Below are 25,621 nucleotides of genomic sequence, written 5' to 3'. Positions count from 1 at the left end.
TTATAAAAAAAATAATAACAATATAAATACAATTAATAAGAAGGAATATATGGTAAATACTTTACTGCGAAGTGGTGATATAAAAGATTTCAAAATGCTGGGGCATGACGGTAAAGCCGCTTATTTAGTTGCTGCCCAAATTCGTGAAATGTTTAGAGTAAAGTTAGGTAAACAGTATGCTGATTATTTAGCTATTCCACAACGCAATGATCAAGGTAATATTATTGATTGGTATATTCCTTTTGATTCAACTCAATCTGATGGACAGTATGATATTGTTCCTTGGACCTCTGCCAGTGAATCAGAGCAAGAAGAAGCATTGATTTTACTCAAAGAATTCGAAAACAAAGTTATCAATTTGGGTAAACAACTTGCGAACAATCCAAATTTAGCGGGTGATCAATTACTTTTTAGTCGTCTGATTTATGATCCAAAAAATAATATTGATAGCACTGAACCAAATTTGATGGCAATACGTTTTCCTAGTAATCAATTTGTTTATATTGTTAACGGTAAACCAGTGATTACCTTTTGGGGATTTGTTTATCCACAAACGCCGCAAAATAATTCACCATTTAATTGTTTGAAATCTATACAACAACCAATCCCTTTAGCATCAACAGTAACTGAACCAGAGGTAATTAAAAAACCATGGTGGAAACTTTGGTGGGCGTGGTTACTTGGTTTATTGCTTTTATTATTGCTTTTATTGGCAATACTTGGGTTACGGGGTTGTCGACAAAATGTGGACATTTCGATTAATCATGAAATAGCAAAGGAAAATAATATTAATCAACTTTTGCCAGCAGATGAAAAACAAGATGTAAAAGAAGTAAAAACGAAAGATCAAATAATTGATAGACAAATTAATGTTATTAATGGCATCAAAAATAGTTCAAAAAATTTAGTTGATGCAAATGGTGTACCTATTAACACTGAAGTTCTAGGGGATGCTCTTAATACTGTTGATCCAAATGCAATACCAAACAATATTGAAAATAATAATGGTGATATTAATCAAATTCCAGACGCCTTAAATAATAAAGATGACAAAGCTGGTGTCCCTAACACAGCTGAGACTGATAAAAAAGATAATTTGAATGGCTCAAAAGATGAGGATAATAAAGGTCAAATACCTCAAGAGTCAAATAAAGATAATAATTCTGATACAAATATAAATCCGGATAAGGTAGATAACTTAACATTATCTCCAGATCAAATAAAGCAAGGTTCCACTAAATTTTTGGATGGGCAATGGTCTGTTAGTGGAGGAATTCAAGATAAGGCTACAGGTAAACCATTACAATTGAGTTATGAACTTAAAGATGGAAATGGCCAAGTTACCGTTACTCGTAGTGATGGCGTTAAATGTGTTGGTCAAGTTGATAGTGGTATTCAAAATGCTAATTTAAGTATTGGTAGTAATAACCAAGCTATTTGTAGTGATAATAGCAAATATCAATTACCTAAGATTCAGTGTAAATCAGGCAACAATAATCAAGCTGATTGCCAGGGAATTTATGATAACGGAACTTCGTTCCCAATTACGATGAAAAAACAATAAGGTTGTATATGCTTCCAGAAACACGCAATTATGGTCAAGAAGTTACACTGATAATGAATAGTGGAATTCAATTTCTTGATTTTGCACTAAAAATAGATTGGAAAGATAATCAATGGCGCAGTAAAATTAATGGTAGTTTTATTGATCCTTCTGAAAGTGGGGCGCTAGTTAGATTAATTGAAGATAGTAATAATGGTAAATTTTTTGTACCAGATAATCTCTCTTTTGCTGTAACCCCTACACAAGAGATTAGTGTTGACCAATCATTAAAATTGTATGATGGTATTTGGTTGCCTGTTCCTGTTTTGAGATCAATACCGCCTGAACGATTTGATAAAGGACCTCATAATTGGAGTCGCGTAAGGATTGTTAGCGTTCCAGAAGGAGAAGATCCTGATGGCAATACACATCGTATAACTTTTGCATTTGATACTAAAATCTTTGCAAACATGCAAGACGTTGTTTACTTAGCACCTACTGAAAATGATGTAAAAACAGGTTCAGTATTCAGTCTGGCACATCGTTCAGATCAGGTTTCTTGGTATCTAGAACTAAAATGGATAACAAGTTGGTTAATTGACTTGTTCCAAGAATTGGCTCCTCAGCCTGAACGGCTAAAAATACACAAAGATGATATTGAATTAGAAATAAGTAATAAAGCTTATTATGGTCATTATCTGAACATTCTTAATTTGCTCGCAGATTCAATACAGCTACCAACAATCAAAATAGTATCAAACGATAAAAATGATGTTGTCAAATCAATTCCTGTCGATATGATTCTTGATGTTGGGAACAGTCGAACTTGCGGGATCTTAATCGAGGATCATATTCAAGATAAAGATAGTTTAAATCATCGTTATGAGCTTGAAATTCGAGATCTTACCCAACCAGAACATATTTACAATGAACCTTTTGAAAGTCGAGTTGAATTTGCTCAGACTTTCTTTGGTAAGGAACATTTTTCTTTACAAAGTGGGAGGCGAGATACTTTTCGCTGGCCAAGTATCGTGCGAGTAGGTAAAGAGGCTAGCCGTCTTGCAAGTCGACGTGAAGGTAATGAGGGAGCAACAGGACTTTCAAGTCCAAAACGCTATTTATGGGATAAAGATAAATATGAACAAGGTTGGCGCTTTAATTCTCATTATGTAAAAAGTGATCATGAACCGTTTGCGACAGCGGAACCCTTTTCAAGTTTAATTAATGAATATGGTGAAGCACTACACATTTTAAGTAATGATATTGAAGAAGAATATGACCGCAAAATGCCAGTGTTCCATCCAAAATACTCGCGTAGTTCATTAATGACATTCATGCTATGTGAAGTTTTAATGCATGCTTTAATGCAAATAAATAGTGTTGCTCAACGTAATAAACTTGAACATGCTAAAACTCCCCGTAATTTGCGTTCTATCATTTTAACTATTCCACCAGCAATGCCTAAACCAGAACAGGCAATTTTTAAAAGTTGTGTTTATCAAGCTATAGGACTTGTTTGGAAAAGTCTTGGTTGGGATAATTCAGATAGTAATATTGATTTTAGTAATCCTGATCAATTAAATAGTATTTGGCCAAATATTCCTGAAGTTTATATTCAATGGGATGAAGCAACCTGCGGTCAAATTGTTTATCTGTTTAATGAAACACAAAATAATTATAATGGACGGAGTGAAGAATTTATTGCATCAATAGTTCGTCCTGATAAAGTTAATAAGCAAAAACTGACAATCGCAACTGTTGATATTGGCGGTGGTACAACTGACCTAGTTATTAATGACTACGAGCTTGATTATGGTAGCAGTAAGCAAACAAATGGTAGTAATACTTATATTGTTCCTATTCAACGTTTTCGTGATGGATTTAAAGTTGCTGGGGATGATATTTTACTTGATATCATTCAAGATGTTGTATTGACCTCATTAACCAATGGTTTAAAGAAAGCAGGTTTAACGGATCCAAATCCAATTTTATCAACGATTATTGGTTCACAGCAACTTTCTATTCAAGATGCTGTATTACGCCAACAGCTCAACTTACAGTTATTTACGCCAATTGGATTACAAGTGTTAAAGCAATATGAGCTTTACGATCCACTTCATGCAGATCAACATGTGTATAACACAACTTTCAGTGAGTTACTACAGCATACATCTATGACTGATCATGTTTTGAATTTTATTAATGAACCGATTAGACGAGCTTTAAATAATCCAACATTTTCAGTGCTTGATCTCAGTATAGAGATTAATTTGAAACGTATTCATTACTTATTCATTCGTGGTGATTATTATAATATCTGTAAGACATTTGATGCATTATCTGAAATTATCAGTTGTTATCAATGTGACGTATTGTTGTTAACGGGTCGTCCATCACGCCTACCTGGCGTTCAAAGTTATTTCCGTTCCCGCTTATCAATACCTTCAGGAAGAATTTTACCATTACATGGCTATTATACGGGAGGGTGGTATCCGTTTCATAAACAAGAACGAATTGATGATCCAAAAACCACAGCAGCTGTTGGGGCAATGCTCTGTTTTTTAAGTAAGAATTTAAGACTATCTAATTTTTATTTTAGATCATCAAATATCGATTTATATTCAACGGTTAAATACATTGGTCTGCTTGATAATTTAAATATGATAAAAGATGAAAATATTTATTATCGAGATATTGATTTAGATGATCCTGATTATGATTTTCCTGATATCTCATTTGAGATCCGAGGGACAACTAGACTCGGCTTTAAACAATTAGAAATTGATCGTTGGCCTGCATCACCAATTTATATCTTAACGATTGAAAATGGCGATGTTGCCAAAAGGCTCAGTGCGGAAGGTGTAGTTTTAAAAGTAACATTAGGAATAAAAAACCAACAAAAAACGGTTGAGAATTTCTATATTAAAGATGTTAAAGCTTCAGATGGGCGTGCCTGCAACAAAACTAAGGATATAAAGCTAAATTTAAATACAATGGTAAATTCAGGTTTAATTAGCACACAATATTGGCTTGATAGTGGAATAATAAAACGATGAAAAATTTAAACGAACAACTACCTAAATCCTGGGAACAGGTTTATCAAGCATCTGCAAAGGCCATTGAATGGGTGGATCAAACGCGTAACTCATCTAAACGTCTGAATAATGAAGCTGATAGTTTAATTCTCGATCTTCGTCGTCTTCGTAATAGTGCAAAAAAGTTAGGTGATGTATCAAGTAAATCTGTTGCAGTTGGTTTTTTTGGTTTATCGCAGGCAGGAAAATCTTATCTAATTTCAGCATTGGCAGCAGGTCAAAATGGTAAACTTGAAACCGTTGTTGATAATGAAATTTTAGATTTTATTGATCATGTTAATCCTGTCGGTAGTGGTAAAGAGGCAACGGGTCTGGTGACTCGTTTTAGCCGAATAGCTAAAGGAGGTATTGCAAATTATCCTTTAGAACTAAAACTCTTTCAAGAAATTGAAATTGTTAAAATTTTAATTAATGCTTATTTTAAAGATTTTGATCAACAAAGAATCAGTAATAAAATCGAATTTTCATCATTAAATCAGCTGATTCAAAATATTGAAAGTAAAAAACAAGATGAATATACCGGTGGTATTACTGAAGATGATATTGTTGATCTATATGATTATCTAGCTGAAAATTTTGGTAATTCGCTTGAAGGATTAAAAGGAGGTTATTGGGAAAAAGCAATGTATTTGCTACCGTATCTCAAAACTTCTGAACGTAGTGCACTTTTTTCAGTTTTATGGGGTGGTATCAGTGAAATTACGGCTGTCTATATACAATTAGCGACAACATTAGCTAGCTTAAATTATGTTAGTACAGTATATGCACCAATTTCAGTATTAGTTAAAGATAATAATGGTACTAAGTCACAAATTGACAGTATTATGAATGTCGACATCCTAGATCGATTAAATACTGATCGAGACTCATCAGTAACTATTACTCCTCAAAATGGTGTACCAACCTCGATTTCTCTGGCTCAACTTGCTTTTTTAACCGCTGAATTAACTTTTCCATTAGTAAATCAAACGCGTGTGCCTACGTTTGAAAAAGTTGATTTGCTTGATTTCCCAGGATATCGGGGACGATTAAATTTAACTTCTATTTCAGATGTTAAAGAAGGTAATCCTATTGCTCAACTTTTATTACGGGGTAAAGTAGCTTATCTTTTCGAAAAATACACTGATAATCAAGAAATGAATGTTCTTGTTGTTTGTACCCCATCAGATAAACAATCTGATGTTAACGATGTTGGTCCCGTTCTTGAACGTTGGATAGATAAAACCCAAGGAGAGTCAGCAGAAAAAAGAGCGACTAAAAAAGCTGGGCTATTATGGGCTATTACTATGTTCGATAAACGTATTAGCAATTCATTAACTTTATCAGAAGATAATCTTAAAAATAGTTGGGGTAAAGGTGGATTACTACAACAAACCATTTTAGAACGTTTTGGTAACTATGATTGGTTAACAAATTGGTTTAATGAACATAAATTCAACAATGTTTTTTTAGTACGAAAACCAGGTTTTGATGTACCATTTTTAAATACTGATGCAGAGACAAAACTTGAATTATCTTACAACGATACTTATCAAGAAAAAATGCAAATTTTAAAAAATACATTTGTTGAAGATCCTGATATCAAAGAGTATGTTAACGATCCAGATCAGGCATGGGATGCCATGTTAAAATTGAATGATGGTGGTATCGGAAGAATTAGCCAATATTTAGAACAAGTTGCTATCACTGAAATCAAACAACAACGCATTGTTGAACAACTCAATGAAAAAATTGATTATATTATTAATATGCGTTTTGATACTTGGTATCAGGCAGATAATGATGAAGAACTTGGTAAGAAAAAACAGATTATCGCTGATGTCGTTAAAGAACTACAGGGAAAAGCCTTATTACTGGGTGAACTACTTAAAGTATTAGAACTACCTGAACAAACCATTCGTGCGCTTTATCATACTAGTGAAACAGGTACTGATACATCTAAAAACGAAGCTCATGATGATATGGGTAATGATATATCAACCGATTTTGGATTGAATACCGATTTTGAATTATTTTCCGATGATAATTTCTCATCTAATGTAAAACCAGTAACCATTTTACCTACTGAATGTAAATTGGCTAAAACAATATTTACTACATGGCTAGAGTATTTAAGAAATATTGTTTTAGATAAACATATTTTACAATTTTTTGGTTTGGAGCAAAAATCACTATCTTTTATTGTCGAAGAGCTTATTACTGCAGCAAATCGTCTAAAAATTGAAGCAAGTTTAACTGAACGAATATTGCAAAATGAAAATACAGGTAGTAAACGCGATGATTTAGAGTCTAGACAAGTGAGCACTATACATACTTTATTAGCAGACTTCATTGCATGTCTCGGTTTTGTTCAAGGACAATCTATTGAAATACCAATGAGCCGAGTCAATCAAGGTAAACCAATATTTTCTTCACCATTGAGCCAATTTTCAAGTCAATTATCACATCCACTACCAGTACTTGATGATAAGACTAAAAATTATTCTCAATTTGCTATATTTGATTGGTTTATTGCATTTGCTATGCTTGCTCAAGAAAATGTTGGGCATCATGCTGGGCGTGAAATAAGTCAAGAACAAAACTCTCGACTCGGTGAGATTTTAATGTTCTTTAAACAATCACAAATAAAATAGTTATTTTAAATAAATTAAGTGACAATCATTTTATCGTCATTAAATAAATAAGGTAGCATGAAGCTATCTTGGATTATGAAAAGTTTATCAATCTATATTGATAAACTCTTAGTTGTGAAATAGAGGATATCATGGCACTAAGAATTGAATTAGAAGGGTATAAACCAGGTATTGCTAGATTTTTGGCACAAAAATGGAATGGCAGTGCTGATATTGATATATTGATTCAACGTAACCAAGATAATTATTATTTATCCGGTCTTAATCAATGGGGACCAGAAAAAAATTGGCATTCATTGAATAATATGTCAGTAGATAATGAGCAATTAATTGGATATGTTGATGAATGGCTAGTTGATTCTTTATTATCTCAAGAAAACAGTGTTAGATTTCTTATTCAAATTCGTGATAAACAAAATGAAAGTTATACAGATCGTGGAGTCGTTAATATTGGTGAAACAGTATTTCCATCCTCTGCTTTGAATATTCAAACAGAACAACCACAGGTTATTGAAAAAAATACGATTGAGATAAATGAGAACAATTCGAATTCGGTTCAATCAGATACTATCGAATCTTTAGATCCTCAATCTGAATTACCAACTGTTAAAGAAGAAAATCAAGCAATAACAGAGCCTGAGGTTGAGATAGAAGTCATACCAGAACTAGCAACTACACAAGAAGTTATCTCTACTCCAGAACCGACTAAATCAAAAAGTAAATTGAGGATATTTATCCTAATTTTTATAATAATACTGATTTTAAGTGGGCTTGGTGCATTAGCATGGTATTTCTTATTTTCTCAAGATAAAAGTTCTTCAGATACTTCAATACAAGGCAATAGTCAGTGTAATGTCGCTAATGTAACAAGTGATGATTTAACCTTTATTCAACAATGTTTACAGTCAAAACCGAATACTGATGTGTTAATTGAGTTAATCAATCAAGCAAAACAAGTGAATAAATGTAATATTGCTCAGCGGTTATATGCGAATCAATCCTTATTAAATGCTAAAATTGCCTTACTTTATGCCAAAGAATATGATGAAAAATTTTATCATAACAACTCGTGCTTTAAAACAGATAAGGAAACGGCGATTTATTGGTATGAAACTACATTAAATAATGATCCTAATAACTCGTTGGCTAAAGAGCGTCTAGCTGAATTGCAAAAATAATAAGGTGCAAGTATGAAAAGAAAAGTAATTTCAACATTAATTATCGGATTTAGTTTTACTTGTTTACCTTTGGTTAGTTCGGCTATAGAACCATTAAAGCAAGAGGGTAAAACAACACTTTACCAGCGAGTTCTTAGTACTCCAACTTGTGAGTTAAAAAAAGATATTAAGGATTCTACTGGTCAATCAGTGCCTGCCTTTTCTCGTTATTATGTTTATGAGCGTAAAACGGATAATAATCAACAATGGCTTAGTGTTGGTCCAGATTCTTATGGAAAAACCATAGGTTGGATTAATAATGCATGTGCTATCGCTTGGAATATGCAAATGACATTAGTCTTTACTAACCCTGTTGATCGTGATTCTCTCTTATTTTTTAAAGATAAAGCCTCACTTACGACGTTTGTTGATGCAAATCAACCTGAAACTTTGTTAAAACCGATTAGAGAGGCACTTAAAAACAATAAATCAGTCCCTGAAATTATTGCTCAAGAGCCAAAAGAGTATGTTGATTTTAAATCAAATTTTTATTTATTACCTATTTTACAAGGTGAAGAAGTAATGAATGGTAAAGGATTTTATGAGCGTATTTTAGAAGTTGCTTCAGTGAGTAAGCAAGATGATTTGGTAAAAAATAATAACGCTCAATCTAATGTACAAAGTTCTGATAATGACATCAATCAGGTAGCGCCATTCAAAGCTGCGATAGTATTTGTTATAGATTCGACTATTTCAATGGATCCTTATATTTCAAGAACTAAAGAAGCGGTTGAACAAGTATATCGACATATAGAAAAGGAAAATTTACAACAACAAGTAAAATTTGGTCTAGTTTCATTCCGTTCAAGTTTACAAACATCGGATAAGTTAGAGTTTTTAACAAAGATTTTTGTTGATCCTAACAAGGTACAAAATAGAGAAGATTTTATGCAGTTAAGTTCATCTCTCAAACAGGCGACTGTTTCTACTGCTTATTTTGCTGAAGATTCTTATGCTGGTATTGCAAAAGCATTAAATGATATTAATTGGAATAGCTTTGGCGCACGTTATATGATTTTGATCACTGATGCTAGTGCTATTCCTGGCGATGATAAACTTTCCAGTACTGGAATGGATGCTGCGCAGTTAAGACTTGAAGCTCAACATAAGGGTGTTGCTATTTATGCATTACATTTAAAAACACCAAGTGGTGAAAAAGATCACCAAGTTGCGGCAACTCAGTATTCAGATCTAACTTATAATGATTATATCCATAAATCACTTTATTATCCTGTTAATGCCGGTGATGTAAATGAATTTGGTAGTAAAGTAGACTTGTTAGCTAAAGCTCTGTCAGAACAAGTTAAACTAGCGTATAAAGGTGAAGCATCAGTAGGTAATGCAATTAACGCTAAAGATGATAGCTCCAATATGTTAAAAGATGCATTGTTATTAAGTAAGGCGATGCAACTTGCTTATTTAGGTGGTACGAATGGTACGAAAGCACCTTCAGTTTTCAAAGGATGGATTGCTGATAAAGATTTTGTTAACCCAACGATACCAACAGCCGAACCTCGTATCTTGTTGACCAAATCTCAATTAAGTGATTTAAGTGATATTGTCAGTAAAATAGCTAATGCGGCTAATGATGGGTTAATTTCTGCTGATGATATGTTTTCCCAGTTACGTTCTGTTGCTGCAGCTATGGGACAAGATCCAAATAAATTAAAATCAGATTCAGTGACTAAAATTGCCGATTTAGGTTTATTAGGTGAATATTTAGATAATATTCCATACAAAAGTGATGTCACAGCTCTTGATCAAGATACTTGGAAAAGTATGAGCGGGTTAGAGCAAGAAAAATTTATTCGAAATTTAAATAGCAAAATTCGTTACTACCAAAAATGTAATGCCGATGTTGATCGTTGGATATCATTAGCTGAAGAAAGTGATCCACGAGATAATGTTTATCCTATTCCATTAGAAATGTTACCGTAAAGCAAATGTTAGTAATAAAACAACTTGAAATTTCTCGATTAACGGGTAACTCTTCTTTTAGAGTCTGTTTACCTGAATTGAGATTAAGAGCAGGGGATGTTGTTGTGATTCAAGGAGACAGTGGGTCGGGAAAAAGCACTTTGCTTGAAATGATTGGTATGATACTCAAACCAGATAATATAGATGACTTTAAACTTTTTTTAGACAATAACGATCTTGATATTGCTAAATTGATTAATAACAATGATATAAATCAATTAGCCAATATACGTGCTCAATATTTAGGATTTATGCTGCAAACTGGTGGTTTACTGCCATTTTTGAAGATATATGATAATCTTTTATTGCCACTTAAATTATTACAAAAAAATGTTGATAATTCACGGTTAGAATATTTGATAAATAAACTAGGCATTTCTCATTTGTTAAATAAATATCCTAAACAATTATCGATTGGTGAGCGTCAACGAGCTTCTTTTATTCGTTCAATTATCCATAAACCAGCATTATTGCTTGCAGATGAACCAACCTCTGCTCTCGATCCTTATAATGCAAATTTACTTTTTGATTTAATTATTGAACAGGCAAAACAAGATAATATTGCAGCTATAATAGTTACTCATGATTGGCAACGTGTTTCTACTAAAGGTTTATTCACTTTATCCGCTAAGTTAGTATCCTCACATTCATCAGAATTTTTACCTTTACATGATAGGCAATAAAAAATGGCTAAAGTAATATCTAAATGGTTGCTCATTATTCGTTTGTCGTTTGCTGATTTATGGTATGACAAAAAAGTTTCATTTTGCATCATTGCATCGGTTATATCTGTTATTACACCGTTATTATTATTATTTAGTTTAAAGTATGGGGTTGTTTCACAGCTTCGTGAGCAACTACTTAATGATCCTCAAAATTTGGAAGTTAAAATTGTAGGGAATTTACATCTTGATGATGCAGTGTTTGATTGGATAAGTAAGCAACCAGAAACCGCTTTTGTCATCCCATTAACTCGCTCGCTTAATACTCAGGCCGATTTAATAAAAGATTCAAGCCATTTTGTAAGTAACGCTGAGATCATACCAACGGCTAGTGGAGATCCACTTACAAACGATCTACCTACAATTGATAATGAAAATAAAGTTTTACTAAGTGCTTTATCGGCGGAAAAAATGCAAGTTACTGTTGGTAGCCGGATAAAACTAATTATTACAAGACAACTTGATGGTAAATTCGAAAAAGGTGTAACTGAATTAGACGTTATTGGCATTATTCCAGAAAATCGTTATAGCCGAACAGCTGCTTTTGTTTCATTAAATTTATTGATTGCTATGGAAAATTTTTATGATGGTTATCAAAGTGACCTTTTTGCAACTCAAACAGGTAAACTTAATCCCCCAAACCATACTTCATTTGCACGAGCACGTATTTATGCGAATTCGCTAGATAATGTGGCGCCGCTATCTTTTAAGTTACGAGAAAAGCAGATTGAAACGCGTACTCAATCTAATGCAATTGAGAATATAAAAGCAATTGATCGGGTATTTAGTTTTATATTTAGTGTAATTGCTTTTACTGCAGGTTTTGGTTGTATTTTATCATTTATTGGTTCATTTTTATCTAACATTGAACGTAAGCGTAAAGATATTGCTTTTATGCGTTTGCTTGGTTTTCAATCAAAAAATATTATGCTTTATTTGATTAACCAAGCTGTAATGTTGAGTTGCTTGGCATTTTTTGTATCTCTTATTCTATTTTTATTAGGAAATCATGCGTTTAACAATGTTTTAGGGAAAAATTTAGTTTCACAACCTATTGTAAGTCGATTACAATTTTATCATCTGGTTGTTGCATTTATGTTGAACATGTTTATTACATGTATCGTAGTGTTTATAGGAGGTCAACGTGCCATTAAAATCCAGCCAGCTGAAAGTTTACGAGAAGTTTAATACTAAAAAAAATATATTTTGTGTATTAATATTTATAGGCATGAGTTTATTTCCTTTCATCAGCTATGCTGAGCCATGGGATACTAGTTTTTATAATCCTAAACCCTCGAACGATGATGTTATTTTACCAATGCCATGTGATGGTAGCTTGGTGATGAAGAAAGTCTATACACCTACAAATAAACCATTAGATGATATCAAAGTTATTCTGGGTAGCAACCAAAAAGAGCTTGGTTTTGCTGAATATGCAACTCCAAATTATATTTCGGGTAGTTTTTCAGATAACGGTAAAGAACGATATTATCTGATAGGTAAGTATGAAGTAACAGCATTGCAATATCAATCTGTGATGAATGATACTTGCCCTTCAGCAAAAATTTTACTTATATTTCCAGTGACAAATATTAGTTGGTTTGATGCTATTGCATTTACTGATAAATATAACCGATGGTTAATTGAAAATCAGACAAAAACTAAATTAAACAAGATTCCACAAGGGTATTTTCGCTTACCTAATAATACTGAATGGGAATATGCGGCACGAGGTGGTACAAAAGTAACTGAATCTGAATTTCGTGAAAACCACTTTCCAATGACAGCTAACTTAGAAAATTACGCTTGGTTTTCTGGAGCAAAATCTGCTAATGGTAAGCTACAACTTATTGGTCGATTACAGCCTAATCCGCTGGATATTTATGATATTTTGGGTAATGCAAATGAAATGATGTTTGACTCTTTTCGTATGAATAAGTTAGATCGTTATCATGGGCAAGAAGGAGGAATGATTGTTCGTGGTGGCAGTTATTTAACTCCTGAGTCGTCAATAACTACAGCATTTCGTACTGAAAAACCTTATTATGATGATAAAGGTGCTTACAAGAGTCAGGATGTTGGATTTCGTTTGGTTTATACAACTTCAGTCATGAATTCAAGTGAGGCTGTTAAAGTTTTAGATAAACAATGGAGTGAACTTGGAAATGAAACAACAAGTTCCGCAAATAGTAACATTGTTAATGAACTTGAGAAAATTACTAAACAAGTTGATGATGAAAAAACAAAAAAAGAATTGAATCAACTCAATACGTTGTTACGTAGTGCAAATCAAGCTAGAGATGAACAACGAAATCGTTCTATACAGTCAGCATTACAATTAGGTGCGTTTTTGTGCGCCAATGTTTCAGATTTAAACAGTAAATTTGAATACAATAATAACTTGTATAATACAATGACTAATGAAATTTGCGATCCAGATGAAACAGAAACATTGCCTGATGATAATATGTGTTCAAAAGTTAGGCTCAATAATTTAAAACAGGTACTCAATGAATCAAAAAATGCAAGAGACTTTATTTTAAAATATTATGCCGATACTATCGTTACTACTGCATCAAATTATGAAAAAAATATCATTAATGAGCAAGCTCAACCCACACAATTTATTTTGCAAAACAGTGGTAAAGCCAACATGAGTGATTACTTAAAACTTTATTTACAGCATATTAATCAATACATTGTGTCAGGAATGGTTGATAGAACAACTTGGTTACAGTCTTGTGATGAGATAAAAGGAAAAAAATAATGAACAAAGTAATAGGAACATTAGCTTTATGCATATCGATAATTTTAACTGGTTGCCAATCCTCATCAGGTGGTGTAAGTACTAGAAATGCCGATCCTGCTTTAACTAAAGATACTACAGCTCAATTTTTCAGTAAATCCGCTTGGCAAGCTTGTGCTATAGGTGTTGGTATTATGGGAGTTGGCTGTTTGTTGTTAGGTGAAAAAGCGCGCACATGCCTTGCTTCAGCAGCTGTTGGTTGTGGTGTAATGATGGGAGGAAACTATTACTTGGATACTAAACGCGAAGAGTATGCTGATGCTGAGATGCGTATTGATGCTTACATTCAAGATCTTCAACAAAACACACTAGAAGTTCAATCAATCACACAAAATGCAAAGAATGTTTTGGATAAAAATTTAGCCACACTTCATACATTAAATGAACAAATAAAAAATGATAATGTGAATAAAAAGCAAGTTCAGAAAGATTTGACTCAAATTGATGCAAATATTGCTTATCTGAATGATAAATTAAAAAGAATTAAAAAAGTTGAAAATGATTGGGTTAATCTTTCTGTACAAGAACAACAATCAGGTGTAAATGTAACAAGATTAGATAAAGAAATTAGTCAATTACATAAACAAATTGCTGCACTTGAAAAACAAATTAATCTAGTTACTCAACAACGTTCAGCTGTGAAGGTCAGTTAATTATGAAAAGAATATCTATTATTTCACTTTTGTCTTTAGTTTCTCTCGTAGGTTGTTCAACAACTCCTGAACAATGTGATCCAAGAAATACTAATTTGGGTATTATGGATAAAATAAGCTGTAACTATTCTGGCAATTACCAGACACGTATTGATCAGAAGAAGAAAATTCTTGAAGATGAGCAAAAAGCTAACCAGCAGTTTAAAGAAATTTATGCCAATATAGAAAAACAAAAAAATGATACAACTTTAAGTCTTAAGCAAAAACAAGCTCAGCAAAACAAACTTAAACAAGACTTAATGAAATTGACTAATGAAGTTAAAGAAAAAGCTAAAGATCGTGATGATTTACAAAAACAAATTAATGACATTCAACAACAATTTAAACAAGTTAATCAATCAAATAAGTCAGAAATTGAAAAACAAGTTGAACTCGAAAAATTGTATATAAAACTTCAAAAATTACAAAAAGCGTTAAATATATAAATATACTTGTGCTTAATAAAATATTGATAAAAAAGTTAAATGTAAGGAATTAATAACAAATGCAGAGAATAATAAGGATTAAGATTGATCATAATGATTTTCAAAAAATGTCTTTATTGGATCAGTATAATTCTTTGTTAACGTTATTAAAACCACATTTAACTGAACGAACCTTTTCAATTTTAGCTACGCCCAAATTAATTGATGACAATCAGTATTTGGGGTGGTATACAGATCTTCAGGGTCAACCTGTTTTTCTAAATAGTGTTGCTGATGAAGTATTAAAAAAGCAAATACCAGAAAAATTACAAACACGAATTTGTGACATTGAATTAACCATTAAATCTTTACAGTTGAATGAGGATCAACAAGTGTTGGTTTCATCTTGGTTACCAAGAATTAAAAGTTTAGGTAACCAAATCTATATTGTTAATGGTGAACCAGTGATTATAAATACATTTGAAGATCCTATCTTACCACCACCTGTTGTTGCGCCTTCAATTATACCGATGAAAAAATTTTGGCGTTGGTGGCATTTTCTGATATTAGCTCTTTTATTTGCAGCATTAGGATCCTTGTTATACTTTTTGTATCCTTTCAATAAAGCCAATATAGTAGATGAGATACCTAAATTAACTATTATACCGCCAGTATTGGTTAAGAAACCCGAACCAGAACCGGCTCCTGTTGCTAGAAACTGTATTCCTAAAGAAGATGTGATAAAAAATAATAATGCATCGAAGATGGTGATGATATTTGATAATTCGGCTTCAATGACATTAACGTTAATGGAGTCAAAATCGGCTATTGATCAGTATTTAGCTAGTGATTTTAGTATGATGACAGAAAAAGAAGCTGATGCTTATGAAGCGAGAATGACAAGGTTACCTAATCGTTTATCTAGTAGTAAAAAAGTCGCATTGTCGACTATTGATAAAATACAACAAGATATTAATATTGCTCTTGTTACATTAACCAGTTGCCCTGTTGCACAAACGACTTCATTTTATGATCATGCCAGCCGCGAAAAACTAAAAAATAAGATTAATAAACTCAATCCATTAGAATATAATAGTGCTACGCCATTATACAGTGGTGTACAGCAAGCGAGTAAAATGCTTGATGGTGTAAATCGCGATGATTATATTTTAATAATTAGTGATGGTGAAGATAATTGTACTAAAAATAATATTTGTACATTAGCTAGTAAAATTGCAGCTAAACAGCCTCGTTTAAAAATTAATATTGTTGATATTGCTGGGCAACATAAAATTGACTGTGTAGCGAAAAGCACAGGTGGTAAAGTTTATATCGCACAAAATCCGACAGAAATTGTTAATCAAATGAATAATGCTGTTTCTGATTTGAATATTACTAAACCTATCTGTGAATGATATTAAGCTAAAAATTATTTCATATAGAAATTAATTGAAAAATAATGACATAAATAGGCTTCACACTAGATTTGTATGATAGTCTGAAAATAATTAGAAATAAGGACGTGGGTTAACAATGCAACGTATAACTCGAGTTAAAGTCGATCACAATAATCCATCAAAACTCATTTTATTAGATCAATATAATTTAATATTATCGTTACTAAAACCTTATTTGACCGAACGTACTTTTTCGATTTTTGCGGTACCGAAGTTAATAGATAATAATCAATATTTAGTTTGGAACACAAATCTTGAAGGTCAACCTATTCCAATTAATAGTATTGCAGATGAGTCATTAAAACAAAAGATAACAGAAACGTTACAAACTCGAATAAATGATGTTGAAACATCTATCAAAACAATTGTATTGGATGAAGAACAGCAAAAATTAATTTCATTATGGTTACCTCGGATCAAAAGTTTAAGTAATGAAATTTTTGTTATTAATGATGACCCCGTAATAATTTATAGTCTTGATGAACCTGTTTTACCTAAACCAGCCATTACAGAAGCAGTCATTTCTCCAAAAACTTTCTGGAGATGGTGGCGTGTATTATTGTTATCTTTATTATTATTAGCCGCATTAGGTGCTTTGCTGTTCTATTTTTATCCATTTAACAAGGATAAACTAGCAGAAACGATACCTCAAATTACCATTATTCCTCCTATATTGGTAAAAAAACCAGAGCCAGAGCCAGAACCAATTGCTGAATCTTCTAAAGAAGAACCTAAATTTGTTGAAAATTTAGAGCCAAAAGAGTTACCAATTGAAGATAAAAAGAAAGATATCAAGATAGAAAATGCACCTAAACCAGTGCCAAAAGTCAAAAATCCTCCGAATTGTATTACTAAAGAAGAGATAAAGAATAATCCTAACCCATCAAGAATGATCATTGTGTTTGATAACTCTTTATCCATGATTGCAACGCTAGCTGAATCACCATCCGAAGTAGAGCAGTTCTTTCAATATTTAAGTTACGGTTATCCAAATTATATGTCAGAACAAGAAAAAATTAAATATTATAAGAAGATGACTCGTTTACCAAGTCGTTTGTCGACAAGTAAAAAAGTAGCTTTATCAAGTATTGATAAAATACAACCTAATATCGACATTTCGCTTGTAACTTTAAATCATTGTCCAGCAGCAAATGCTACACAATTTTATGATTATTCCAGCCGTAATATTTTAAAAAATAATATAAATAGACTTAATCCATCGGCTGTTGGTGGTGGAGGAACGCCACTTTATAGTGGTTTAGAGAAAGCAAGTAATATGCTTGATGGTGTTAAACGTGAAGATTATATTTTAATTATTAGTGATGGTGAAGATAACTGTTCTAAGAATAATATCTGTACATTAGCAAATTATATTGCTACAAAAAAACCAAAGCTAAAAATTAATATTGTAGATATTGCAGGCGAACATAAAATTGATTGTGTTGCTAATATGACAGGAGGAAAAGTTTATATAGCTCAAAGTCCAAAAGATATGATTAAGCAGATGAATAAAGCCGTTTCAGATCTGAAAGTAGATAGACCTGTGTGTCAATAAATTCTTTTATTTAATCGATTCAATAGATTGAATAAGGTGGTAAAAGAATGATATTAATTGTTAAAAAAAACCAGACCGTTGTCTGGTTTTTTAATTTATTTCTATTGAAAAAACAATTTTAAAAATCTAAATTAGCTGCTTTTAACGCATTTTCTTCGATAAATAATCGACGAGGTTCAACTTCATCACCCATTAATGTGGTGAACAGTTGATCAGCCTCTATAGCATCTTTGATCGTCACTTGTAACATCCGGCGACTAGTTGGATCCATCGTTGTTTCCCATAGTTGTTCCGGATTCATTTCTCCTAGACCTTTATAGCGCTGAATAGTGAGTCCTCGACGAGATTCGCGAATTAGCCAATCAACAGCTTCTTCAAAAGAATTAACAGGCTGTTTACGCTCACCTCGTTGAATAAATGCACTCTCTTCAAGTAGATCTTTTAATTGTGCTCCTAAGTGGCAGATATTGCGATATTCATTACTATGAATAAAGACTTGGTCTAATGCATAATTAGTATCAACGCCATGTGTTCTTACTTTTATGATTGGTACATATAATTGTGTTTTTTCATTAAAAGGAGCTGAATAACCATAGCTACTGCCGTGTTGTTCTTTACTTGATAATTTTTCTACAATGGTTTTTGCCCAATTTTCCGCTTGCTGTTGGTCTTTTAGTATATTTTCATCTAATACTTCATGATAAACCATTTCAGAAAGCAGCGCTTTAGGGTATCGTCGTTCCATTTTAGTAATTAACTTCTCGACTTTTTGATATTCAGCAATGAGCTTTTCCAATGCTTCCCCAGCTAATGCTGGTGCATGATCATTTACATGTAATGATGCATCTTCAAGAGCTAAAGCAATTTGAAATTGAGTCATCGCCTCATCATCTTTAATATATTGTTCTTGTTTGCCTTTTTTTACTTTATATAAAGGTGGTTGAGCAATGTAAACATAACCACGTTCAATAATTTCTGGCATTTGACGATAAAAGAACGTTAATAGCAACGTACGAATGTGTGAACCATCGACGTCAGCATCGGTCATAATAATGATACTATGATAACGCATTTTATCAGGATTATATTCGTCACGACCAATTCCACAACCCAGAGCAGTAATTAGTGTCGCTACTTCTTGGGAAGACAGCATTTTATCAAAACGCGCTTTTTCAACATTTAGAATTTTACCTTTAAGCGGTAAAATAGCTTGATTTTTACGGTTACGACCTTGTTTAGCCGAGCCACCAGCAGAATCCCCTTCCACTAAGTAGAGTTCTGAAAGAGCGGGATCTTTTTCTTGGCAATCAGCCAGCTTACCAGGTAATCCCCCTAAATCTAAGGCGCCTTTACGACGTGTCATTTCACGTGCTTTACGTGCAGCTTCACGGGCTCTTGCTGCATCAATGATTTTACCAACAACAATTTTGGCATCTGATGGGTTTTCAAGTAAGTATTCAGCTAATTTTTCACCCATAGTAGATTCCACCGCTGATTTAACTTCTGATGAAACCAACTTATCTTTAGTTTGTGATGAAAATTTAGGGTCTGGAACTTTTACAGATACTACTGCAATTAAACCTTCACGAGCATCATCGCCTGTCGCGCTGATTTTCGCTTTTTTACTGTACCCTTCCGCTTCCATATAATTGTTAAGTGTTCTAGTCATGGCACCACGAAAACCAGCTAAGTGGGTGCCGCCATCTCTCTGTGGAATATTATTAGTAAAACAATAGATGTTTTCCTGATATCCATCGTTCCACTGTAATGCTATTTCAACGCCAATACCGTCTTTTTCGGTACTAAAATAGAAAATTTTAGGATGAATAGGGTTTTTATTTTTGTTTAAGTATTCAACAAACGCTTTAATCCCACCTTCATAATGATAATGTTCGCTTTTACCTGTGCGCTCATCAAGTAGTCTTATCGATACGCCGGAATTTAAAAATGAGAGTTCTCGTAAGCGTTTAGCTAAAATTTCGTAGATAAATTCAATATTGGTAAAGGTTTCTGGACTTGGCCAAAAACGAACATAAGTACCTGATTCCGTTGTTTCACCAATGACTTTAAGTGGTTCTTGCGGAACACCAAGGTTATAAATTTGGCGATGAATCTTCCCATCGCGATAAATAATTAATTCTAATTTGTCTGATAAGGCATTAACAACCGAAACACCTACACCATGTAAACCACCAGAAACTTTATAAGAATTATCATCAAATTTACCACCAGCATGCAACACGGTCATAATAACTTCAGCTGCTGAAATTCCTTCTTCTTCATGAATACCAGTTGGAATACCTCGACCATCATCTCGCACAGAAACAGAGTTATCAGGATGAATAGTTACTTCAATATGGTGACAATAACCAGCTAATGCTTCGTCTATGGCATTATCGACTACTTCAAAAACCATATGGTGAAGTCCTGTTCCATCATCTGTATCACCAATATACATTCCTGGACGTTTTCGGACAGCATCAAGCCCTTTGAGTACTTTAATACTAGAAGAATCGTAAGAATTAGACATGAATTTCTCGACTTGTTTGATTGTTTATTACGTTCTGTATATCTAAGAAATTATACCAGATTTTATGTGAAAAATCTTATCATTTTCATTGATCATATGGGTAATCTGATCTTGACTAACTGCAGTAATAAATACTTGTGAATTAGCTAATTTTAGACGCTTTGCTAATAATTCTCGTTTGGTATTATCTAATTCTGAAGCGAAATCATCAATCAAATAAACACAAGGTTGTGAGTTTTGTTTTGAATAGTACTCACCTTGAGAAAGACGTAAAGCACACATTAATAATTTTAGCTGACCTCGAGATAACAGATCTTCAACAGGAATATTATCGACACGTAATCGAATATCTGCTTTATGAGGACCAACCGAAGTGTAATTAATGAATTTGTCTCTTTCATATTGTTTACGTAATATTTCGGAATATTCAATACCATGTTCCCAACCTTGATAATATTGACAATTAATTTGATATTCAGGTAGAAAATCTTGGCAAGTATGAATAATCTCAGGGAAAATATTTTGAGAATAATCTGCTCTAATCTGGCTTATTTTTTCAGCGATAGGGGAAAGTTCTTTATCCCAAGGTAGTAATTGATTATAGTTAACATATTGTTTTAGTAAAGCATTACGTTGTTTTAATAAACGTTTTAAATTGTTCCAAAGATGAACAAATTCGGGATAATGATGAAAGCAGCCCCAATCAATAAACGAACGTCGATATTTTGGACCTCCAGTCAGTAAATCAAAACCTTCAGGTGTGATTAATTGGATCGGTAAAAGTTTTGCTAAATCAGTTAATCGGAAACCATCATCACCATCAATTTTTATTTTATTATCATTATTACGATTTTTTGCAAGACCAATTGTTCGGGTTTGCTGATTGATTGATTTAATTTGACTGAATAAAACTAATTCTGGTTGTTCATGTTGTATAATTCGATTGGATTGAATGTGTCTAAATGCACGACCATGTCCAAGCATATAAATGGCTTCAAGTAGACTGGTTTTGCCACTACCGTTATCACCTATAATGTAGTTGAAATGATGAGATAATGATAACTCAGCATAATCAATATTACGGAAATGATGAATTTTGATTTGTGAAATTGTCATATTAATGAATAAAGCTTCTGGTCGTTACCAGAAGCTAGATGAGATTTGATTATAAACGCATTGGCATAACAACATAAATGGCTGATTGATCATTAATATCTTCAATCTGGACACTTGATGTTGCATCAGTTAATAAAAGCTGTACGCTATCGCATTTTAATGTGTTTAATATATCTAATAAATAGGTTACATTAAAGCCAATTTCAAGTTCTGCTGATTTATATTTTACATCAATTAATTCTTCAGCTTCTTCTTGTTCTGGATTATTTGCTGTGATTTTTATTTGATTGTTATGTACATACAATCTTATTCCGCGGAATTTTTCATTAGATAAAATTGCTACCCGAGATAAAGCATTTCTTAATTCATCACATGATACTTCTAGTGGTTTATCCGGATTACGAGGTAGTACTCGTTTATAGTCTGGAAATCTTCCATCAATCAATTTTGATGTAAAAGTGAAATCACCAAGATTAACACGTAAATTATTATTTCCAATTTGTATATTAATCGGTTCCTCATTATCACCAACAAGTTTTGCAAGTTCAATTACCCCTTTTCTTGGAAGAATTACCGAACAAGCAGCAGAAATATTTTGTCCAATAGGTTGAGCACAAAATGCTAAGCGGTGACCATCAGTTGCAACTGATTTTAATAAACCATCCTCAATTTCAAATAACATACCATTTAAATAATATCTTACATCTTGATTAGCCATTGAGAATTGAACTGCATCAATAAGTCGTTTTATGGTTTTTTGTGGGACGGAAAGATCAATGTCACTTTGCCAATTTTCAAGATTAGGAAAATCACTAGCAGGTAATGTCGTTAAAGAAAATTTACTTCGACCAGATTGAATGATTAATCGATTATCGTCAACCGTTATTGAAATTTGAGCATTACTAGGCAAATTACGACAAATATCGAGAAATTTTTTCGCGGGAACCGTTGTTGCACCAGGCTCATTTGCCTCGATCAAAGGTAAATGAGAAATCATTTCAATTTCGAGATCTGTACTTGTCATTGATAAAACATTATCACTTACTTGTAATAATAAATTACCTAAAATTGGTAGCGTCGGACGACTACTGAGTGGTGCGCTAACAAGTTGCAATGGTTTGATAAGTTTTTCGCGATCAATAATAAATTTCATAATGTTGATTCTTTTTTTAGGTTGATAATGTTCGAATTAAATTAGAATAATCTTCTTTAATATCATTGTTTTCTTCTTTTAATTCTGCGATTTTACGGCATGCATGTAATACTGTTGTATGATCTCTCCCTCCAAATCCATCACCAATTTCAGGAAGACTTTTGTTTGTTAACTCTTTCGCTAATGCCATTGCAACTTGACGAGGTCTTGCAACGGATCTTGAACGACGTTTTGATAACAAATCAGATACTTTGATCTTATAATATTCAGCAACTGTTTTTTGTATATTTTCAATAGTTACAAGTTTTTCTTGCAAAGCAAGTAAATCTTTTAGAGCATCTTTTACAAAATCAATAGTAATAGATTTACCAGTAAAATTAGCATTAGCAATAACGCGATTAAGCGCGCCTTCTAATTCACGTACATTGGAACGTAGACGTTTAGCAATAAAAAAAGCAACCTCTTCTAATAGCTTAATATTATTTTCTTCAGCTTTCTTCATTAAAATTGCCACACGTGTTTCAAGTTCTGGTGGCTCTATTGCTATTGTTAATCCCCAGCCGAAACGTGATTTTAAGCGATCTTCTACGCCATTTATCTCTTTTGGATAGCGATCAGAAGTTAATATAATTTGTTGATTACCCTCTAGTAACGAATTAAAAGTATGAAAGAACTCTTCTTGTGAACGTTCTTTATTAGCAAAAAATTGTATATCATCAATAAGTAATGCATCAACAGAACGATAATAGTTTTTAAACTCTTCAATCGCATTATTTTGCAAGGCTTTTACCATATCTTGAACAAAACGTTCTGAATGCATATAAACAACTTTTGCATTGTCTTTTTCTTCAATTATTTGATTACCAACAGCATGCAATAAATGGGTTTTACCTAATCCAGTTGAACCATATAAAAATAATGGGTTATAAGCTTTTCCTGGATTCTGAGCAACTTGTTTGGCAGCGGCAACAGCAAGTTGATTAGACTTACCTTCAACAAAGCTATTAAATGTGTGTTTATGATTAATACCAGAATGATAAGTGTGGTTACTATTACTTTCTTTAGTCATTTTCCAAGCAGGAACAAGTTCTGCTTTTGGTTGTTCATTTTTGACTTTTTTATCCATCGAAAGAGTTGAGCCAACTTCAAGATGTAATTTCAAAGAATCGTTATTAAAATGCTTATTTAGTAATTGAGATATTGTTGTTAAATATTTATTCCTGACCCAATCTAAAACAAATCTATTAGGGGCATAAATATAGAGTTTGTTATCAATCATTTCCGCTTGCAATGGTCGAATCCATAAATTAAATTCAGTTGTCGGAAGCTCTTCTTGTAATTGAGAAAGACAATCTTGCCAAATAGCGGTAGGCACAGCAACTCCTTTAATTTTAATTACTAACAATGCTTTTGTAATTATAATCTTTTTTATGGGTAATTTATAGATAGAAGCGACTATATAATTTTAATGAATAAATATTATATAAATAAAAAAACCCGGGTTAACCGGGTTTTTTAGTAGAAGTAACTATTAATGTGTTGTATCAATAACTCTAACTTCTTGAATGTTACGAGCTTTAACTTCAATTTCAACACGACGATCTGGTGCTAAACATGCTTTTAAGTTAGCGCCACGAAGTGCATTACATTTAGTACCTGTAACTGGTTGTGTTTTGCCTACACCTCGAGCACTAATTAAATCAGCTGGAACACCTTTTTCTACTAGGTATTTCATTACTGAATTTGCACGTTGTTCAGAAAGTTTTTGATTATAGGTATCTGAACCAATGCGGTCCGTATGACCAATTACAACGATAGCACTTTGAGTTGGGTTAATTTTAACAAGAGATGTTAATAAGTTGTCTAATGCTTGACGACCTTCAGCTTTTAAGTCAGATTTCGCATAAGAAAATAAGACATCTTCATTTAATACATAACGGTTTTCTTGTGTTTTAACTTCAACTTCTGGTGGCGTTACAGTTGGTGAACCTAAACGGTAAGTAATACCTAAAGTTAACAAGCCTGCGTCTGGTGATGCATTAGTTTTAGTGTGAATATGTTGAACATATTGATATTCTAAACGAGTAGAGAAGTCTTCATCAAAGCGATAGTCAAGACCTAATGCATAAACAGGAGATAAATCAGTTTTTGTACCACCATGTCCGTAATAATCTTTAACTGAACCGCTATTTTTCCATTTAGCAATAGTTACCATTCCACCTGCACGACCATAAATATCAAGGTCATCAGAAATGAATGATATTGGATAGCTTAATTTACCGGTTAAAGAAACACCTTGTGCCGACACTTTGCTGTGACCTAGATCACGGTGTGTTCCTTGACTATTGTAACTTTGTTTATATTTAGCAGAACCTAACCAATCATAGCCTAATTCAAATGCTAAATAAGGATTTGCTTGGAAACCAAGAAAAGCACCGCCGCCAATATTACTACGATCAGAAGTACTAACACCAACGTTAGAGTTTTCACGGATTTTATTTGCATCTAATCTGTAGAGTTCAGACCAACCTAATTTAGCACCTGTATAAAAAGTATTATCTTCATATGCTGCATTAGCTGCAGTAGCTGTTAAGCTTGCAACTGCGATTGCTAGAGCTAGAGTTGTTTTTTTCATTTTTTGCCTCAACTTTAATGTTGTTATAGACGATGTTTAGTTTCCTTTTGTTTAAATTTCACTTT

The 25,621-nt window shown here is 32.8% G+C and carries 17 protein-coding genes; 12 read left to right on the top strand and 5 right to left on the bottom strand.

Annotated features, from left to right (window positions below; genetic code table 11):
- The first annotated feature begins 49 nt into the window (after nt 1–49).
- From H3S73_RS09300 to H3S73_RS09245, 12 genes are all read left to right on the top strand, one after another.
- Entirely contained in the window at nt 50–1,564 is a 1,515-nt protein-coding gene (locus H3S73_RS09300; protein ID WP_198236433.1) for an SrfA family protein, read from the top strand.
- Between the two features lie 8 nt (nt 1,565–1,572).
- Nucleotides 1,573–4,599, top strand: coding sequence for a virulence factor SrfB (locus H3S73_RS09295; protein WP_198236434.1), 3,027 nt, complete (start codon nt 1,573–1,575; stop codon nt 4,597–4,599).
- Nucleotides 4,596–7,271: a putative virulence factor gene (locus H3S73_RS09290; RefSeq protein ID WP_198236435.1), complete on the top strand. Its 2,676-nt coding sequence runs from the start codon at nt 4,596–4,598 to the stop codon at nt 7,269–7,271. Before H3S73_RS09295 ends, H3S73_RS09290 begins: the two co-directional genes overlap by 4 nt.
- 131 nt (nt 7,272–7,402) lie before the next feature.
- Entirely contained in the window at nt 7,403–8,449 is a 1,047-nt protein-coding gene (locus H3S73_RS09285; protein ID WP_198236436.1) for a hypothetical protein, read from the top strand.
- A 12-nt stretch (nt 8,450–8,461) separates the two neighbouring features.
- Nucleotides 8,462–10,426: a vWA domain-containing protein gene (locus tag H3S73_RS09280; RefSeq protein WP_198236437.1), complete on the top strand. Its 1,965-nt coding sequence runs from the start codon at nt 8,462–8,464 to the stop codon at nt 10,424–10,426.
- Nucleotides 10,427–10,431: 5 nt separating this feature from the next.
- Nucleotides 10,432–11,148: an ABC transporter ATP-binding protein gene (locus H3S73_RS09275; protein WP_198227560.1), complete on the top strand. Its 717-nt coding sequence runs from the start codon at nt 10,432–10,434 to the stop codon at nt 11,146–11,148.
- Between the two features lie 3 nt (nt 11,149–11,151).
- Complete coding sequence (locus H3S73_RS09270) at nt 11,152–12,375, top strand: ABC transporter permease (protein ID WP_198236438.1); 1,224 nt, start codon at nt 11,152–11,154, stop codon at nt 12,373–12,375.
- Nucleotides 12,332–13,954, top strand: coding sequence for an SUMF1/EgtB/PvdO family nonheme iron enzyme (locus tag H3S73_RS09265; protein ID WP_198236439.1), 1,623 nt, complete (start codon nt 12,332–12,334; stop codon nt 13,952–13,954). The genes H3S73_RS09270 and H3S73_RS09265 overlap by 44 nt, the downstream gene beginning before the upstream one ends.
- Nucleotides 13,954–14,646: a hypothetical protein gene (locus H3S73_RS09260; RefSeq protein WP_198236440.1), complete on the top strand. Its 693-nt coding sequence runs from the start codon at nt 13,954–13,956 to the stop codon at nt 14,644–14,646. The genes H3S73_RS09265 and H3S73_RS09260 overlap by 1 nt, the downstream gene beginning before the upstream one ends.
- Before the next feature lie 2 nt (nt 14,647–14,648).
- Nucleotides 14,649–15,131: a hypothetical protein gene (locus H3S73_RS09255; protein ID WP_198236441.1), complete on the top strand. Its 483-nt coding sequence runs from the start codon at nt 14,649–14,651 to the stop codon at nt 15,129–15,131.
- 59 nt (nt 15,132–15,190) lie between these two features.
- Complete coding sequence (locus H3S73_RS09250) at nt 15,191–16,525, top strand: VWA domain-containing protein (protein WP_198236442.1); 1,335 nt, start codon at nt 15,191–15,193, stop codon at nt 16,523–16,525.
- A gap of 118 nt (nt 16,526–16,643) precedes the next feature.
- Nucleotides 16,644–18,122 carry a hypothetical protein gene (locus H3S73_RS09245; RefSeq protein ID WP_198236443.1) on the top strand — a complete coding sequence of 493 codons (1,479 nt, stop codon included), beginning with the start codon at nt 16,644–16,646 and terminating at the stop codon, nt 18,120–18,122.
- 118 nt (nt 18,123–18,240) lie between these two features.
- On the opposite strand, the gene gyrB is transcribed toward H3S73_RS09245, so the two are convergent.
- The 5 genes from gyrB to ompA form a co-directional block, all read right to left on the bottom strand.
- Nucleotides 18,241–20,652, bottom strand: coding sequence for a DNA topoisomerase (ATP-hydrolyzing) subunit B (gene gyrB / locus H3S73_RS09240; RefSeq protein ID WP_198236444.1), 2,412 nt, complete (start codon nt 20,650–20,652; stop codon nt 18,241–18,243).
- 42 nt (nt 20,653–20,694) lie between these two features.
- Nucleotides 20,695–21,768 carry a DNA replication/repair protein RecF gene (recF, locus tag H3S73_RS09235; protein WP_198227550.1) on the bottom strand — a complete coding sequence of 358 codons (1,074 nt, stop codon included), beginning with the start codon at nt 21,766–21,768 and terminating at the stop codon, nt 20,695–20,697.
- A gap of 49 nt (nt 21,769–21,817) precedes the next feature.
- A complete protein-coding gene (dnaN, locus tag H3S73_RS09230) occupies nt 21,818–22,921 on the bottom strand; it encodes a DNA polymerase III subunit beta (protein WP_039125981.1) in 1,104 nt (367 codons plus the stop codon).
- Nucleotides 22,922–22,937: 16 nt separating this feature from the next.
- Nucleotides 22,938–24,296: a chromosomal replication initiator protein DnaA gene (gene dnaA / locus H3S73_RS09225; protein ID WP_198227548.1), complete on the bottom strand. Its 1,359-nt coding sequence runs from the start codon at nt 24,294–24,296 to the stop codon at nt 22,938–22,940.
- Between the two features lie 156 nt (nt 24,297–24,452).
- A complete protein-coding gene (gene ompA / locus H3S73_RS09220) occupies nt 24,453–25,556 on the bottom strand; it encodes a porin OmpA (RefSeq protein WP_198227546.1) in 1,104 nt (367 codons plus the stop codon).
- Nucleotides 25,557–25,621: the final 65 nt, after the last annotated feature.

Origin of the sequence: Gilliamella sp. B14384G12, from assembly GCF_016101825.1 — a bacterium.
GTDB lineage: Bacteria > Pseudomonadota > Gammaproteobacteria > Enterobacterales > Orbaceae > Gilliamella > Gilliamella apicola_N.
This window is presented reverse-complemented; position numbering and strand designations above follow the sequence as displayed.

Coding starts and splice junctions, on each gene's coding strand:
- H3S73_RS09245 (WP_198236443.1), top strand. CDS start 16,644: ATGCAACGTATAACTCGAGTTAAAGTCGATCACAATAATCCATCAAAA.
- H3S73_RS09260 (WP_198236440.1), top strand. CDS start 13,954: ATGAACAAAGTAATAGGAACATTAGCTTTATGCATATCGATAATTTTA.
- dnaN (WP_039125981.1), bottom strand. CDS start 22,921: ATGAAATTTATTATTGATCGCGAAAAACTTATCAAACCATTGCAACTT.
- H3S73_RS09290 (WP_198236435.1), top strand. CDS start 4,596: ATGAAAAATTTAAACGAACAACTACCTAAATCCTGGGAACAGGTTTAT.
- gyrB (WP_198236444.1), bottom strand. CDS start 20,652: ATGTCTAATTCTTACGATTCTTCTAGTATTAAAGTACTCAAAGGGCTT.
- H3S73_RS09255 (WP_198236441.1), top strand. CDS start 14,649: ATGAAAAGAATATCTATTATTTCACTTTTGTCTTTAGTTTCTCTCGTA.
- H3S73_RS09300 (WP_198236433.1), top strand. CDS start 50: ATGGTAAATACTTTACTGCGAAGTGGTGATATAAAAGATTTCAAAATG.
- H3S73_RS09280 (WP_198236437.1), top strand. CDS start 8,462: ATGAAAAGAAAAGTAATTTCAACATTAATTATCGGATTTAGTTTTACT.
- H3S73_RS09285 (WP_198236436.1), top strand. CDS start 7,403: ATGGCACTAAGAATTGAATTAGAAGGGTATAAACCAGGTATTGCTAGA.
- ompA (WP_198227546.1), bottom strand. CDS start 25,556: ATGAAAAAAACAACTCTAGCTCTAGCAATCGCAGTTGCAAGCTTAACA.
- H3S73_RS09295 (WP_198236434.1), top strand. CDS start 1,573: ATGCTTCCAGAAACACGCAATTATGGTCAAGAAGTTACACTGATAATG.
- recF (WP_198227550.1), bottom strand. CDS start 21,768: ATGACAATTTCACAAATCAAAATTCATCATTTCCGTAATATTGATTAT.
- H3S73_RS09250 (WP_198236442.1), top strand. CDS start 15,191: ATGCAGAGAATAATAAGGATTAAGATTGATCATAATGATTTTCAAAAA.
- H3S73_RS09275 (WP_198227560.1), top strand. CDS start 10,432: ATGTTAGTAATAAAACAACTTGAAATTTCTCGATTAACGGGTAACTCT.
- H3S73_RS09270 (WP_198236438.1), top strand. CDS start 11,152: ATGGCTAAAGTAATATCTAAATGGTTGCTCATTATTCGTTTGTCGTTT.